Source organism: Bacillus sp. EA-CB0995 (genome assembly GCF_055814245.1).
Genome location: NZ_CP169269.1, coordinates 2,212,958 through 2,227,268 on the forward strand (window position 1 = coordinate 2,212,958; position 14,311 = coordinate 2,227,268).

Consider the following 14,311-nt stretch of genomic DNA (forward strand, 5'->3'; position numbering starts at 1 on the left):
ATAGTGTGATAACGAAATTTTGAAGGGGGAACTACATGTTACAAGTAGATAAACCCGGAAAGATTGTAATTCTTAACGGTACTCCAAGATCTGGGAAGTCCAGTATTACTGCTGTGATCCAGAATGAGTTTGAAGGTGTGTGGATGAACTTAGGGGTTGATCGGTTCATGCAGATGACCCCCGAACGATATCAGCCTGGGATTGGGTTGCGACCTGGAGGTGAATGCCCTGACCTCGAGCCTCTCGTTATGATTATGTATCAAGCCATGTATGAGACAATTGCTTTATACAGTCGCTTAGGACTAAACGTTGTGGTGGATGTCGGACACCATGACGGATATTCTGTTCCTCGGGGATTCTCCCAAATTGTGCTCGGATACTGAGTGGGCTCCCTGTTTTGTTCGTGGGCGTTCATTGCCCAATCGAGATTGTCATAGAGCGACGGCTTAACACTTGGCATGTTGGTTACACTGCTGATGGCATGGTGCCAAGACCAGTTAGTTTATGGCAGCAGCTTGTCCATGTACCTGGTATCTATGATTTAGAAGTCGATACCTCAGTGCTCAATCCTGAAGAGTGTGCTAACTTGATCCGCCAGCGACTCGATGATGGTCCACCCCCGACAGCTTTCCAGTACATTGAGGGTATGAGAAATGAATAGTCTTTACTGTAGCGTTTGGTATTACTGTACTAACGAGTGCTTTAGTTTAATAAGGTAGAGTTTTTTAAACGTCTTTATTGTTACTCTTATAAGAAAATATAAGGTGCAGTTCTAAGGGATTAAACAACTATTTTTTAATAGTCTAATACTTGTTTATATAGTCTAAAACATTTTTTAATAAGAAAATAACTTCTGATAAGGAAATATAAACAAAGGCCAAAAATTTCTCAGCCTTTGTTTATATTGTAAAGAAAATTAAATATTAATAACATCATCTTTTTCTTCATCTAAAAAGGAAAAGAAGGGCAAGAACATACCGAATAAAGCAGGAATGAGAATGAAGCTACCAATCATGATATACAAAAGACGGATACCTGATATTTCAACAATTTGTCCTGCAAAAAGAATACCCAAAGGCATAGTAGCTCGAATTAAAAAGAGACGAACAGAAAATACTTGTCCCATAAGGTGAGAAGGAACAGTTTTTTGAAGGAGACTCGTTTGATGAATGTTGAAAAATGGAAAACAAATACCTCCGAAAATTTCGCACAAAACAGCAAGAGGAAAGGATGTTACAAAGCCAAGTAAGAAAAAGGATAATCCACCCATGAAAAGACCTGAAAGCATAATATATCTTAGCGACCACTTATTTCTCCATTTACCTACTAAGAAAGAACCGACCACATACCCTAAAGGAAAACTTCCTATAAAAAGGCCGTATGAAAAAGATGTTCCTTTAAATTCTTCTATTATATAAGGAACATTGATTACCATCGTTACCCCGACGCTAAATTGGACTAAAGAAGTAAAGAAACCAAGCCATATGAGCGGACGTTGTTTGAAAAAGTATTGATATCCGGAAATGATTTGTTTTAACCAAGTAGCCTTTTTACTATCGTGTATAACCGTAGGCTCATGGAGATAAGAAAGGCTACCTGCACTAATAAGAAATAAAATTCCTACCACTATGTAAGTAGACAAAGTTCCTATGTAAGCTATTATGAGTCCTCCTAATGTAGGAGCTAAGAAACTCATAGTACGCATTGTTCCGTCAATCCAGGCGTTGGCTTGTGTTAATTTTTCGTGTTGTACAATGGTAGGAAGCAGGGCCGATGCAGCTGGAACATAAAGAGGCTGCAGAATGCCAAGTACCACTTGAATGATAAACAAACTCCATATCTCAATCTGCCCCAAGAACATAAGAAGAGCAGGTAAGAAGAACACAATTCCTCTTAAAATTTGAGAACATAACATAATATATTTACGGCTTATTCGGTCAATGAAAGGGCCAATAAAGAGTTGAAGAATTAAAGACGGGATAAAATACGTTAACCATAGCGTCCCCATAGCCGATTTTGATCCGGTGATTTCGTACAACAATAACGAGTTGCATAGAGCTCCTATCGATCCTCCAAGTTCAGAAATGGTTTCCCCAAGCCATAAACATAAAAAGGAACGATTGGTAAATACGTGTTGACTTTTCTCCATCTCTTCACCTCTTTCCAAGAAAACGCTGTAATTTCTCTTGAAGGGAAGTTAAGTGGTCAAGCTGTATATAATACCGAGAACCTTTGCCGTTAATGATCCGAGCTGCCCGAAGTAAAGATAAATGATGATGAAGCGTTGTTTTGGGAGTTTTGAGCTTTTCGGTTAACTCTTGAAGTGAATGATCTCTTTCAGTTAGTAATTTTATAATTTTTAATCGTGTTTCATCTCCAAGTGCTTTATAACTATGAACTAATGTAGACGGAGGGGAATAAGGATCTTCTACTAAACTCACATTATCGTCTGAAATGGGATAATAAAATACTTTAATTCCTGGTAAAGTCGTTTCTACGTTCCAAGGACGGTATACATATTGCGGGATAAGTATGACTTGATGAATGGAAGGCTCTGGTTGATATGTACTACCCGTTATATATTTGACAAGTTCTTCTGGGTGATAAGTTGATTGAAGTACACGTTTTTGCTGGGCATCGCGCTCAAGCATGCTAGTAAACTCTATGTAGTTAGGTTGTATCGCTGTTTCGTACCAACCTTCAGAGATGATTTTCAAGTGCCGTTTAAGTACGGAAGTATCAATAGATGAAATATGTTTAATGTATGCCGGGAAAAATTTGTGATGTTGACAAGCTTTTATGAAGGAAGCTATAGCTGTTTCTTCTTTATGGGATGCTTTTCTCCGATTGTCTTCATGCTGCAATCCGATATAAGGCAAACAACGCCAACGTAATTCCTCTTCAGTAAGTTCGTCAAGAAAATGAAAAAAACTTTCAAGAGAATCAAAAGAACAGGAGTGAAGTAATTGTAGTAAAGCGAACCATGTATTGTGTTTGTGTGTGTATTGTAGTTCTTTTTGAACGGCAGCAGATAATTTTTTCTCAATGTCCTTCCAATAATCTATAGGCTTTTCAAAAGTATGGTGAAAATCGTAATACGTACCAGCCGCAATACCTAGTCCCATTTCGAATAAAATCGAATGTTTAATTTGAACAGAATAAGTTTCTCTTGTCGCATTTAGGTTCATAACTTTCATTGTTCATCCTCCTTTTTAATTTATTCTATATTTTTCGAATTTTATTTTCAATAAATTTCGAATAGTTTTAAAAATATGAAACATGAGAACTAAAGGAAGGTTTTTCAAGAATAGTGAAGAATCTGTATATGATTAAAACACACTAAAGGTATAAGGATGAGGAAAAAACATGCACATACATCAATTCAAACAGCATATTGAAGAAATATTTGGAGAACATTTACATAAGTACGGAGATCAGTTTGGTATAACAAATGTAAGCAATGAAAATTTTCATAAGATAGGTTATGCAACAAATTTAACGCTCGAAACAATTGAAGAAGCAAAGAAAGAGAATGTAGATATGATGATTACACACCACGCTGCATGGGAGTTCTTATATGGAATGGAAGAAGCTTGTATAAGAAAATTGAAAGAATACAATATCAATCACTTCTGGATACACTCACCATTAGATTTCGTTGAATTTGGAACGTGTACGTCGTTGTTTCATACAATCGAAATTGATGAAATTATAACGTATTCTTCTTGTAATGATGAAGAATTACCCGGCGTTGGCGAATATACAGATCCAATCCCATTTTCGAAGTTAGTCGAAAGAGTAGAGAGTAAGCTTGGTGAAAAGGTCAAGGCGTGGAAAAATAATAATAAGCAAGTAAAACGAGTTGGTATTTTAACAGGGGCAGGACACTCCACTGACCATATTCAAGCAGCGTTGGACAGTGGCTGTGATACATACATCACAGGAGAAAAGACGTTATATACAGTTCAATATGCGCAGTTTAAAAATATTAACCTTATTGTAGGTAGCCATACATTTACAGAAATATTTGGTGTAGAAAGTTTAGTGAAAAGGGTGCAAGAGTTGGATAATTCCTTGGAAATTGTTCAATTGTATGAAGCGCATATAGAGTAATAGATTATTAGCACCTTATTTGTTTTTTTTAATGAATTAGATTAGGTCGTAGATAGATATAGGAACAATTCTGAGTAAGTATACTTTATACATTTTTGTATAAAATTATCGAAAAGGCTTAATCCTTGAAGAATAAGGGATGAACCTCTTTATTTACTATGGATATATCTTATATGAACTGGGTTTGTATGGAATATACATGTCACTTTCTACATCTATAGCATGATAAAATCGGGGGAGAGAGGGACTGGATTGAAGATTAAAACATATATGTTAAATGCCTTCACTAAAGATGAAAAAGGTGGGAATCCAGCTGGGGTTGTTTTAGACACAAAGGGTCTTACAACAGAAGCTATGCAAGCTATTGCAAACAAACTAAATTTTTCCGAAACCGCCTTTGTGTTTCCTTCTGTAACTTCAGATTACGAGATCAGATACTTTACACCCAATGAAGAAGTTGCTGTATGTGGACATGCTACAATCGCTACTTTTTCCTTATTAGCTCAGATTAGAGCAATAAAGAAAAAGATGTACACAATAAAGACGAAAGCAGGGATACTAAGTGTACAGATGCATAATAATAAGATGATATCTTTACAACAAAATCTCCCTGATTTTCTTAAAACACTTCCCTGTGAAGAGATTACTAAATCTTTAAATTTAGATGAAGAAAAACTAACACCTGATATGCCCATTCAAATTGTATCTACAGGCTTACTCGATATTATTATACCTGTAAGAGGACTTTCAGACCTGTTAAAGATTACTCCTGATATGAAAAGAATTACTGAAATAAGTAAAAAATATAATGTAACTGGCTATCATGTATTTACATTGGAAACCTTACATAATTCTACAGCTCATTGCAGAAACTTTGCACCTCTGTTTGATATTCCAGAAGAAAGTGCTACTGGTACATCAAATGCAGCACTAGCATGTTATTTAATAAAACAAAATAAAAAATTTGAAAAATATAGTACCTTTACCTTTGAGCAAGGGTATGTAACGAATAAACCTTCAGAGGTTGTTGTAAATGTATCTACTAACCTTGGTAATATTACAGATGTTCAAGTAGGAGGCTTTGCTTCTAATTTTCAAGAAAAATATATTTCTATTAATAGAAATAAAGGGGGAGCGAATTGAATAAATACAGTTTACTCTTATTCGATTTGGACGACACACTTCTTGATTCTACTTGGTTTAATGTTGGACTAATTAAGACTCTTGAAATGCATCCTATAACAAGAAACCTTGACGCATCGATATTCCTTGAGAAAAAATTACATATCCCCAAGTCCTTATTGGAGCGATTTAAAAATCGAGAACTAACTCCAGCGGAATTTAGAAGGGCTAGGTGGAAGCATGCTTTTTCTCATTTTAACGTGTTACCTGATGTAGAACTTATTGATGAGCTTGATGCACTGTTTTTTAAAACAGGTATGTCTTGCGTTGGCATAAATAATTCAATTACGAGTTTATTACATAAATTAAAAACACATTATGATCTTGGAATAGTTAGCAATGGATTGTATGATCCGCGATTAAAAATTCTCCAAATGGGACTGTCGAAGGTATTTAGTGACGACACAATATTCCATGCTGAGCAATTAGGCTATAGAAAACCAGATCCAGAAATTTATTCGGCAGTATTGGAACACTTTGGTAAGAAACCGGAGGAGACTCTTTTTATTGGTGATTCTTGGGCCCATGACATAGTCGGGCCCATAGAAACAGGGATGGACGCCATTTGGGTTAATCCAAAGGCCCTTTCCCAAACTACTGCACATACTCCAATTGCAGTTGTATCAGATGTCACAGAAATACGGCATATATTGCTAAACAATAACTAATTTAACGGAATTTAAAATGAATTAAGGAACACTTAAAATAACAAACTTTCGAAAAATGCACAGTATTGGTTATTCTACAATTGTTAATTCATAGATTCCATCAAACGAGTTTGATTCAGGAGGCTGAACATCCTTAATCGTTACGATATTTCCAACCTTTATCTTGTTGCCGTTAGTGATTTTTATCATTTCTGGTGGTACATATCCCCCATTATTTTCACCATGTAACGGTAACCATTTTATTGATTTGTCAGTTACCTCAATAATTTTATATTGAATTGTGCCGTCGTATTTTATTTTTCCTACAACATCCTTAACGATTATTGCTTTATACTTTCCATCGCTGGTTTTCTCGAAGCATACGTGATCACTAACATCAATTATGCCGTTTCTTTTATTGTTCCTCCATGTAGTACCACTAATTTCAGAATAATTGATTTCTGCAGCGTTTTCTTTTTTATTTTGATTAGAATCTTCGAGATACAATACGTCTTCTTTAATGGCTGTAACCGTATATTCTCTCCCTTCTACAACTTTACCCATTTCTTCTCCCTTTGATGTCACCGACTCTTTTTGATTCGTTTCCTTTTGAATAACATTTTTTTCACTACATGCTGCCAACATCATAATTAATAATCCAGTCGTTAATAATGACCTTTTCACTAGATTTCCCCCTTAGGCCCATAAATAAAGTATTTTATTCTATTATTATATCTCAAAAAACGAATATTTCGAAAAAACGGTTTAAACATAATCTTGATTCAAGAGTATCAATGAACCTGAACAAGTAGGATATACAGAAAAAATCTTACTTTAATCCATCTATTGTATATTTACATAGCAACTACTTATGATAAGAAATTGAAAGATCCCATGTTTGCAAAAGGAAAAATACATTAAAATGTACAATTTATATAATTCCATTTAAAAAATACAGTATTTATCTTAAAAGAAGGGGTACTACTTCTCTTTTTATAAAAAAGGGGGAAACCAATGGCTGAACAAGTTAAACATGACGATTTTAAAGAGCTATTAGTTGGGCTAACAAGGATCGAAACAAAACTTGATACACTAGGAAAGTAAGCGTCAAATTTTGTTTCTCGCTAAATAAGAATTCTCAAAATATTTTTGATTAAACTTTATTTCAGACCTACAAATATTGAATAAGGTGGTTTGAATTTAACATTTCGTATCTTCTTTTATCATGTCTCTGTATAATAAATATAAGAATAATCTGATATTAGTTAACTGTGTATTCGAACAGTGAAATTAAGTGAATCATGAAATGTTTTTGAGGAGGGATATTGATGGGATTACAAGTAGGCGAAAAAATCACCTTTGAGCGAACATTTACAAAAGAAGATGTTGTATTATTTACGAAGGTATCAAAGGATGAAGGTGTTCATCATGTGACACCAGATGAACAAGGGCGATTTGTTGTACAAGGACTTTTAACATCAACACTCCCTACGAAAGTTGGCGGTGATTATAATGTATTGGCTCGTAAGATGGATTTTGAATTCTTACGCCCAGTTTTTAGTGGTGATACGATCCGTTGTGATGTAATTATTGAACAATTTGAACTGGATGAAAAAAATCGCACAAAAATTACTGCGGCGTTTACATGTATGAATCAACTTGAAAAAGAAGTATTAAAAGGAAGTTTCTCAGGCATAATTCTTTAATCATTTATAAAAATATGTAGTATAGCTTTTAACAGGGTTGAAAAATCAAATAAGATAGATGTGCAATTTTGTACTATAGCGACTTAAACAATCGATGTAATAATTCAATGAGAGAAACTTGAAAAGGAGTTTGTTTCATGAATATTACATCTTTTTTGATTTACTGTTTTATTATTACTCTGTAACGATCTTGGAAGGTAACTGTATTAATACCAAAGCTCCATGAAAAAATAGTATGTGTCCAAGCCTCCATTAATATATATTCATGAAAGAACAATAGTTGAATATGAAAGACAGGATATATAATTATGTAAATTGGAGGAAAAAGAATGTTTAAACCTAATCCTGCTAATACAGCAATTGTCATAACGGACCCACAAAATGACTTTCTGTCCCCTGGAGGTAAAGGGTACCATTTAACAAAAAATATTATTGAGCAGTACAACACACTAGGTAACCTTGAACTTCTAATGCGTACAGCCATGAGTAAAGGATATCAACTTTTTATTTCCCCCATTATATTTATCCGCATGATTATAGTTGGCAATTTACTGGAGCTGAACAAAAAATGCTATTAAAGCTTCAGGTATATCAAAAACAAAATGCTTATACTTCTCCTACTGTAGGAGCTGACTGGGTTCCATCACTTACGCCTTACATTTTAGATAATCGAACAATCATTGCGACCGCCCATAAAATTGCCAGCCCACAGACAAATGATTTAGTTTACCAATTACGTCAGCAAAGGAAAGAAAAGGTCATTTTGGCAGGTGTCCTATCAAACGTTTGTGTGGAATCACATATGAGAGACTTAATCGAAAATGGATTCCAAACAGCTGTTGTTTATGATGCCACTGCCACTATAAGTGATAAGGACTTTCAAGCAGCAGTTACAAATTATCAGGCATTCAGCAGTGCTACCTGGTCAACTCAACAGGCGATTTACCAATTATAAATACATTCAGTAAAAAAATACCGTCCCAAGAGTTTATTAATCTAACCTGCCCGTTAGCCAACTATGAAGCATAGCTTCACCACAGAATAAGTAAGGGAATTACGTTCTTACATGGTAGTTTAATAATCCAATTCTTCTTTGACTAGTGATAACAGAAAGCCGCCAAAGTCATTAGTGACAACTTCACACTCTTGCTCATCTGGTTCAAAACCAGAGTTATATACAATTACAAGTGGCTCGCCCTCGATATTACATTGGTTAAAATCTAGGCAGTACCATTCGCCCATTCCTGTATCAGAGATGACCAATAAGTTTTGAGGAAGATTAAATTCTTTACGCTCACCTAGGAAACGTAAAAGAAATTGCAATTTTTTTATTAGTTGGGTTTTATTTACTAAATTAGGAGTTCCAGAAGCAAAGAGTTTCTTAGATGAATTAGCACCTTATTTATTGTCTGTCAGTATTGCACATGGTATTTGGATAGAGCATGGGCAAAAAGAAGACATTGAATAATGACTAAAAACATTATAGACCTATCAAAATTATAGTTATGGTATGTGGATTGAAAAATTTAGATTCTCCGTAACATATCTTATAGAGTGGATTGAAATATATTTAGCATTTTGTTCTCAACGATATATATATCGTATTGGATGGCACGAAATGAATTAATTTGTGCTATCTCATATGATAGCACTTTTTCAACGTATTCATTTTGTATACTTTCTGGAGGACATTCAAACTATTAAACATTAATTTGAAGTATGTCTATTGGAAGGAAAGAAAAAATTTATATGTATTGACTACGACAAATTCCTAGTATCTTCTAAATCAACTAAGCCCCCATTAAAAAAACCATAACACATAAATACAAAAACACCAGTATACAAAGCGCTACAATTACATAAGAAACAAACTTTAATATCCCCATTGGTACTTTCATTGTCAGAATAACCCCAACTACAATTCCTAAAATCCCAAGTTTCCAATCAATGCTCGTCAAAAGACAACATACAATTAAAGATACTACTATTGAAATTACTCCGAAATATTTCCCCATGGTTTCACCTGCCTAATTTATCTCTATAAAAATTGGATAATTTAAGTAACTACAAAAAAGATACCATACATTTATAAAGTATGGTATTTTGTAAAATCACTCGATTCCTTTTTTGCAAGTGCCAATACTTTGTTAACAAAAGAATGAGTAATAGTATATCCTTCTACGTATGTATAGTAAGGAACATTCTTTTTCGTTGAATATCTTAGGCCCTGTCTTGTTAGTTTAATAGGAGGGGGATCGCCAACAAATTCAGTTTCAAAACTCATTACCAAAAATAAAAGATCCTAACATATTAGTCATATATAATATGTTAGGACCTTTATATTTTAAGTTTTTTTGAATTTAGATTATCTGCTTTATCTATCCTTTTCTTCGTTTTGCGTTGTAGTAGAAACATTGATACAACAACATCATGGTGTAGGATAAAACATGTTTTGGCTAACTTGTAATTTCTTTTGTATTATAAACTTCTACTTTGAATTTCGTGCTGAATATTTGCAGAGAATTCGTCAAATGGTGCAGCTGCAGATTGTTGTTCTCCATATTTTCGAATGTTTACTTCGTTGCGCTCAGCTTCTTGATCGCCAACAACAAGGACGTATGGGATTTTTTGAACTTGCGCTTCTCGCATTTTATAACCGAGTTTCTCATTGCGAAGATCGAGTTCAACTCGTATGCCAGCATGTTTTAGCTTTTCTTCTATTTCTTTTGCGTATTGTTCATGTGCTTCAACTGATACAGGAATAATCTTTGCTTGCACGGGAGCTAGCCATGTTGGAAATGCTCCGGCAAAATGTTCAATTAAGATTCCGAAGAATCGATCAAGTGAACCGAATACAGCACGGTGAATCACAACAGGACGTTGTTTTTCATTTTTTCGTTAATGTAGCTTAAATTAAATTTTTCTGGCATTTGGAAGTCAAGCTGTACAGTTGCGCATTGGTGACTTCTGTTTAAAGCATCTTTAATGTGGAAGTCAATCTTCGGACCGTAAAATGCGCCGTCACCTTCGTTGATTCTATAGCGGAAATTTAGTTGTTCTAGTACATTTTGCAGAGCGCCTTCCGCCTTGTTCCATAGCTCGTCATCTCCCATTGAATTTTCAGGTCTTGTAGAGAGCTCAACGTCATATTCAAAACCGAATGTACGATATACGTAATCGATTAAATCAATTACTTCTTTTATTTCATTTTCAATTTGTTGAGGTGTTACAAAAATATGTGCATCATCCTGACAGAATGTACGAACTCTGAGAAGTCCATTTAGAGCACCGCTAAATTCATGGCGATGGACTTGGCCGAATTCAGCTATTCGAACTGGTAAATCACGATAAGAGTGCAGTTTATTTCTAAACATCAGCATATGGCCAGGGCAGTTCATCGGCTTTAAGGCAAATTTTCCATGATCAACTTCTGTGAAATACATATTCTCTTTATAATGGTCCCAGTGACCAGAGTTTTCCCATAGCTTTTGATTCATGATAAAAGGAGTGCGGACTTCTTGATAATTACGCTTTTGCTGAATCCCTCTTAAAAAGCTTCCATTTCATTTCGTATGATTTGCCCCTTTGGTAAATAAAATGGCATTCCTGGAGCTTCTTCAGAGAACATAAACAATTCTAATTCATTGCCCAATTTACGATGATTACGTTTTGCAGCTTCCTCTAAAAAGATTACATACTCATCTAGTTTCTTTTTAGAAGGGAAGGCAACCCCATATATTCTTTGAAGGACTTGGTTATTACTGTCACCGCGCCAATATGCTCCTGAAACGTTTGTTAATTTAAAAGCTTTCATAAAGCCAGTAGACGGTAAATGTGGTCCGCGGCATAAGTCGAGAAATTCACCTTGTTTGTAGAGAGTTATGTTTTGATCGGCAGGAATATCTTGTAATAGCTCTAGTTTTAAATGGTCACCGAGCTCTTCAAATATTTGCTTTGCTTCATCGCGGTTCACTTCTATTCGTTGAATTTCTAAATTTTCAGCAATAATTTTTTGCATTTCTTGTTCAATATGAACTAACTCTTCAACTGCAATACTATTCGGGAAATCCATATCATAATAAAAACCATTTTCAATAACAGGACCAACTCCTAAATTGATTTGACCATACATTCTTTTAATAGCTTGTGCTAGTATATGGGCTGCTGTATGTCGTAATACGTCTAATCCTTCTTTTGATTCTAAAGTTAAAATTTCAATTTCTGCATCTTCCTGTACGTTTCTACGTAAATCAAATAGTTGATGATTCACTTTTCCTACAATAGCTTTTTTCTTAAGTTAGGGCTAATAGATTCTGCAATTGCTTCTAGCGTAATTCCTTTAACGTATTCCTGTTCACGACCATTTGGAAAACGAATTTTAATCATTTTTTCACTCATCATTATCACTCCATTTTATGAATATAAAAAAACGCACTCATCCCTAAAACAGGGACGAGTGCGTTAATACCCGTGGTTCCACCCAGATTCCCATCGCGCTTTATAAAAAGTCGATGGCTCCATGCGCTGTAACGTAGCGTCTACGGTATTGGATACTATGTTTCCCCAATACAGCTCCAAGGTGGTAAGTTATTCTCCTGCGTTTAGGAAGATCTCAGCAATTCTTCCTTCTCTGTAAAACCGTAAGAATACCTCGTGTCCTTTTCATTGCCAATTGTTATATGGAATTGAAAAATAAAAAACGCACTCATCCCTAAAACAGGGACGAGTGCGTTAATACCCGTGGTTCCACCCAGATTCCCATCGTACTTTATAAAAAGCACCGATGGCTCCATGCGCTGTAACGTAGCGTCTACGGCATTGGATACTACAATTCCCCAATACAGCTCTAAGGTGGTAAGTTATTCTCCTGCGTTAGGAAGATCTCAGCAACTCTTCCTTCTCTGTAAAACCGTAAAGAATATCTCGTGTCCTTTTCGTAGCTTTTTTTATAGCATATAGTATATTGATTCATAATATACAATATTTAAATTGTTTTTGCAAATCTGTTTTTGAATAAATTGTGACTTTTTTTGGAATTTTTCTTTGTTTGTACTATTGCTGTAGATGACTAGGGCTTCGCAACATGTATTTTATATATATCATATGTGAAAAGGAGACTTATTTTACAAAAAATCTCAAAAAAAGAAGTGAATATTTGGATTTTGATATATCGCAAATAAATATCGAAAAAAACAGATAATAATTATGTGTAGGGGAGGATGAAAAGGTATGTCAATTCTAGAAAGAATTCGAGAAAATGTCTCGCAAGTGATTGTAGGAAAAGAAGAGGCGTCCGTTTGAAACGATTCAACGATGGTTATCTCGTATAAAGAGAGGCGATGAAATTATATCTATTTACGAGCAGGTACGTTATGGGCGGAAAATAAGTTCCAGCGAAGAAATACACCGATTGAAAAAATGGACAGAAGAAAACTGAAAACAAAAACATCCTAAACTACTCTGTAAAATAAAGAAATGACAATAGCTATCCTTTCTTACAAAAACAAGAGGATTTATATAATGTTACATATTATATAAATATTGGTACATCGCTTATTGAAAGTGGTGGACTTTTTAATTTTATAGACCTCTGTATGACCTTTTTGTAATGGCACAATGCGAAGAGAGAGAAAAGACCCAAGTGAATAATCTTCACTTGGGACGTGATTTAAGTCGCGTTAGCGATTTTGTTCTTGCTATTAACTAGAAAATGAAGATTCCCAGAAAGTAAGTTGTTCTTTTTTTAAAACTTGGTTAATATTTTATGTTATAGGAAAATGTCTGGAAGAGGTGATGTCAAGTTGGACGGGCACACTAAGATCACTTTTTCACCAAAGATTTGGATTCCAAAACAGATTGAAGAAGCATGGAAATTAAAACAAGAACTTGGCCAAGAGGCCATTTTTATAGCTGGAGGAACATGGATTCAGCTTCGCTGGGAATCGGGGAGAAGCTTCCCAATCATATCATTCATCTTGGAAAAATCGATGCATTAAATAAGGTTCAGCTGTCAGCTGACCAAACCTTAAGTATTGGTACATTCACCACCTTAGCAGCCTGCCGCAGCCGCCCTGATATCCAGAAGTACTGGCCGATTTTAGCAGAAGCCGCTCGAAATGTCGCATCTCCAGCGGTACGAAATCAAGGTACGATAGGCGGGAATATCGCATGCGGCTTTGGAGATATCATTCCAGCCCTGCTGGTGTTGGGTGCAACTATTACTTGGTTTGATGGATCCGACTATATAACCGATGAGGCAGGCAATTTTTTAAAGAATTCCTCAGCCAAAATTGTAACGGAAATTCATTTACCAAAATCCCCAAAAACAAAAACCTTTTATAAAAAAATTGGCCGGCGTGAAGCCTTTACACCTTCCCTTTTGACGGTTGCCGGTACACTCTCAATGAATGAACGAAATAAAATAGAATATGTTCGACTTGCGGTTGGTGGAGGAGTCATCGTTCCTTCCCGTTTACTAACATGTGAAAGCATGCTCCAAAATCAAGTGCCAAATGAAGAGTTATGGCAAAAAGCACATGCACAAATCCTCCAAGAATTCCAGCCGCTAACAGACCGTTTTGCTTCCTCTCACTATCTTAAATTAGTTGCTGCTAATCTATTAATTGCCGGTCTAACCGAATCGTTATCTTAAGGGGGAGTGCT

14 protein-coding genes, 3 pseudogenes and 2 other annotated features are annotated in these 14,311 nt (G+C 35.3%); of the genes and pseudogenes, 11 read left to right on the forward strand and 6 right to left on the reverse strand.

Annotated features, from left to right (window positions below; all coding sequences use genetic code 11):
• Nucleotides 1-35: 35 nt before the first annotated feature.
• Nucleotides 36-383, forward strand: coding sequence for a phosphotransferase-like protein (locus ACEWFJ_RS11490; protein WP_473692262.1), 348 nt, complete (start codon nt 36-38; stop codon nt 381-383).
• A gap of 20 nt (nt 384-403) precedes the next feature.
• Complete coding sequence (locus ACEWFJ_RS11495; RefSeq protein WP_473692454.1) at nt 404-661, forward strand: phosphotransferase-like protein; 258 nt, start codon at nt 404-406, stop codon at nt 659-661.
• Nucleotides 662-916: 255 nt separating this feature from the next.
• Here ACEWFJ_RS11495 and ACEWFJ_RS11500 read toward each other — a convergent pair whose 3' ends face one another.
• The gene (locus ACEWFJ_RS11500; protein WP_473692264.1) at nt 917-2,149 is read right to left on the reverse strand and encodes an MFS transporter; all 1,233 of its coding nucleotides are present in this window, start codon (nt 2,147-2,149) and stop codon (nt 917-919) included.
• Between the two features lie 4 nt (nt 2,150-2,153).
• A complete protein-coding gene (locus tag ACEWFJ_RS11505) occupies nt 2,154-3,197 on the reverse strand; it encodes an ArsR/SmtB family transcription factor (protein ID WP_473692266.1) in 1,044 nt (347 codons plus the stop codon).
• A gap of 169 nt (nt 3,198-3,366) precedes the next feature.
• On the opposite strand from ACEWFJ_RS11505, the gene ACEWFJ_RS11510 reads away from it, so the two are divergent.
• From ACEWFJ_RS11510 to ACEWFJ_RS11520, 3 genes are all read left to right on the forward strand, one after another.
• A complete protein-coding gene (locus ACEWFJ_RS11510; RefSeq protein ID WP_473692268.1) occupies nt 3,367-4,113 on the forward strand; it encodes a Nif3-like dinuclear metal center hexameric protein in 747 nt (248 codons plus the stop codon).
• A 252-nt stretch (nt 4,114-4,365) separates the two neighbouring features.
• Nucleotides 4,366-5,256 carry a PhzF family phenazine biosynthesis protein gene (locus ACEWFJ_RS11515; RefSeq protein WP_473692270.1) on the forward strand — a complete coding sequence of 297 codons (891 nt, stop codon included), beginning with the start codon at nt 4,366-4,368 and terminating at the stop codon, nt 5,254-5,256.
• Entirely contained in the window at nt 5,253-5,963 is a 711-nt protein-coding gene (locus tag ACEWFJ_RS11520) for an HAD family hydrolase (RefSeq protein WP_473692272.1), read from the forward strand. Before ACEWFJ_RS11515 ends, ACEWFJ_RS11520 begins: the two co-directional genes overlap by 4 nt.
• 69 nt (nt 5,964-6,032) lie before the next feature.
• Here the strand turns inward: ACEWFJ_RS11520 and ACEWFJ_RS11525 are convergent, their stop codons facing one another.
• Nucleotides 6,033-6,626, reverse strand: coding sequence for a hypothetical protein (locus ACEWFJ_RS11525; RefSeq protein ID WP_473692274.1), 594 nt, complete (start codon nt 6,624-6,626; stop codon nt 6,033-6,035).
• A gap of 330 nt (nt 6,627-6,956) precedes the next feature.
• Between ACEWFJ_RS11525 and ACEWFJ_RS11530 the strand changes: the two are divergent.
• The 4 genes and pseudogenes from ACEWFJ_RS11530 to ACEWFJ_RS11545 form a co-directional block, all read left to right on the forward strand.
• Nucleotides 6,957-7,040, forward strand: a pseudogene (locus tag ACEWFJ_RS11530) (hemolysin XhlA family protein); the annotation flags it as partial.
• Nucleotides 7,041-7,270: 230 nt separating this feature from the next.
• Nucleotides 7,271-7,648, forward strand: a complete 378-nt coding sequence (locus ACEWFJ_RS11535; RefSeq protein ID WP_098310231.1) for a hotdog family protein — start codon at nt 7,271-7,273, stop codon at nt 7,646-7,648.
• 329 nt (nt 7,649-7,977) lie between these two features.
• Nucleotides 7,978-8,226 (forward strand): hypothetical protein, encoded by a 249-nt coding sequence (locus ACEWFJ_RS11540; RefSeq protein WP_473692276.1) that lies wholly within the window; start codon nt 7,978-7,980, stop codon nt 8,224-8,226.
• A complete protein-coding gene (locus ACEWFJ_RS11545) occupies nt 8,217-8,603 on the forward strand; it encodes a cysteine hydrolase family protein (protein ID WP_473692278.1) in 387 nt (128 codons plus the stop codon). Before ACEWFJ_RS11540 ends, ACEWFJ_RS11545 begins: the two co-directional genes overlap by 10 nt.
• A gap of 119 nt (nt 8,604-8,722) precedes the next feature.
• Here ACEWFJ_RS11545 and ACEWFJ_RS11550 read toward each other — a convergent pair whose 3' ends face one another.
• A complete protein-coding gene (locus ACEWFJ_RS11550) occupies nt 8,723-8,971 on the reverse strand; it encodes an SMI1/KNR4 family protein (protein WP_473692280.1) in 249 nt (82 codons plus the stop codon).
• Between ACEWFJ_RS11550 and ACEWFJ_RS11555 the strand changes: the two are divergent.
• Nucleotides 8,932-9,116 (forward strand): annotated as a pseudogene (locus tag ACEWFJ_RS11555) (hypothetical protein). The gene ACEWFJ_RS11550 and the pseudogene ACEWFJ_RS11555 sit on opposite strands and share 40 nt — an antisense overlap.
• 322 nt (nt 9,117-9,438) lie before the next feature.
• Here ACEWFJ_RS11555 and ACEWFJ_RS11560 read toward each other — a convergent pair.
• Together ACEWFJ_RS11560 and thrS are read right to left on the reverse strand one after the other, a co-directional pair.
• A complete protein-coding gene (locus ACEWFJ_RS11560; RefSeq protein WP_473692282.1) occupies nt 9,439-9,663 on the reverse strand; it encodes a hypothetical protein in 225 nt (74 codons plus the stop codon).
• Nucleotides 9,664-10,126: 463 nt separating this feature from the next.
• Nucleotides 10,127-12,046, reverse strand: a pseudogene (thrS, locus tag ACEWFJ_RS11565) (threonine--tRNA ligase).
• A gap of 47 nt (nt 12,047-12,093) precedes the next feature.
• Nucleotides 12,094-12,323: a binding site (T-box leader), on the reverse strand.
• 40 nt (nt 12,324-12,363) lie between these two features.
• Nucleotides 12,364-12,595 (reverse strand) — a binding site (T-box leader).
• A gap of 919 nt (nt 12,596-13,514) precedes the next feature.
• On the opposite strand from thrS, the gene ACEWFJ_RS11570 reads away from it, so the two are divergent.
• Nucleotides 13,515-14,300: an FAD binding domain-containing protein gene (locus tag ACEWFJ_RS11570; RefSeq protein WP_473692284.1), complete on the forward strand. Its 786-nt coding sequence runs from the start codon at nt 13,515-13,517 to the stop codon at nt 14,298-14,300.
• Nucleotides 14,301-14,311: the final 11 nt, after the last annotated feature.

What these genes read in the sequence shown, in the direction of transcription:
- ACEWFJ_RS11490 (WP_473692262.1), top strand. Translation starts at nt 36, where the DNA reads ATGTTACAAGTAGATAAACCCGGAAAGATTGTAATTCTTAACGGTACT.
- ACEWFJ_RS11500 (WP_473692264.1), bottom strand. Translation starts at nt 2,149, where the DNA reads ATGGAGAAAAGTCAACACGTATTTACCAATCGTTCCTTTTTATGTTTA.
- ACEWFJ_RS11505 (WP_473692266.1), bottom strand. Translation starts at nt 3,197, where the DNA reads ATGAAAGTTATGAACCTAAATGCGACAAGAGAAACTTATTCTGTTCAA.
- ACEWFJ_RS11510 (WP_473692268.1), top strand. Translation starts at nt 3,367, where the DNA reads ATGCACATACATCAATTCAAACAGCATATTGAAGAAATATTTGGAGAA.
- ACEWFJ_RS11535 (WP_098310231.1), top strand. Translation starts at nt 7,271, where the DNA reads ATGGGATTACAAGTAGGCGAAAAAATCACCTTTGAGCGAACATTTACA.
- ACEWFJ_RS11540 (WP_473692276.1), top strand. Translation starts at nt 7,978, where the DNA reads ATGTTTAAACCTAATCCTGCTAATACAGCAATTGTCATAACGGACCCA.
- ACEWFJ_RS11545 (WP_473692278.1), top strand. Translation starts at nt 8,217, where the DNA reads ATGCTATTAAAGCTTCAGGTATATCAAAAACAAAATGCTTATACTTCT.
- ACEWFJ_RS11560 (WP_473692282.1), bottom strand. Translation starts at nt 9,663, where the DNA reads ATGGGGAAATATTTCGGAGTAATTTCAATAGTAGTATCTTTAATTGTA.
- ACEWFJ_RS11570 (WP_473692284.1), top strand. Translation starts at nt 13,515, where the DNA reads ATGGAAATTAAAACAAGAACTTGGCCAAGAGGCCATTTTTATAGCTGG.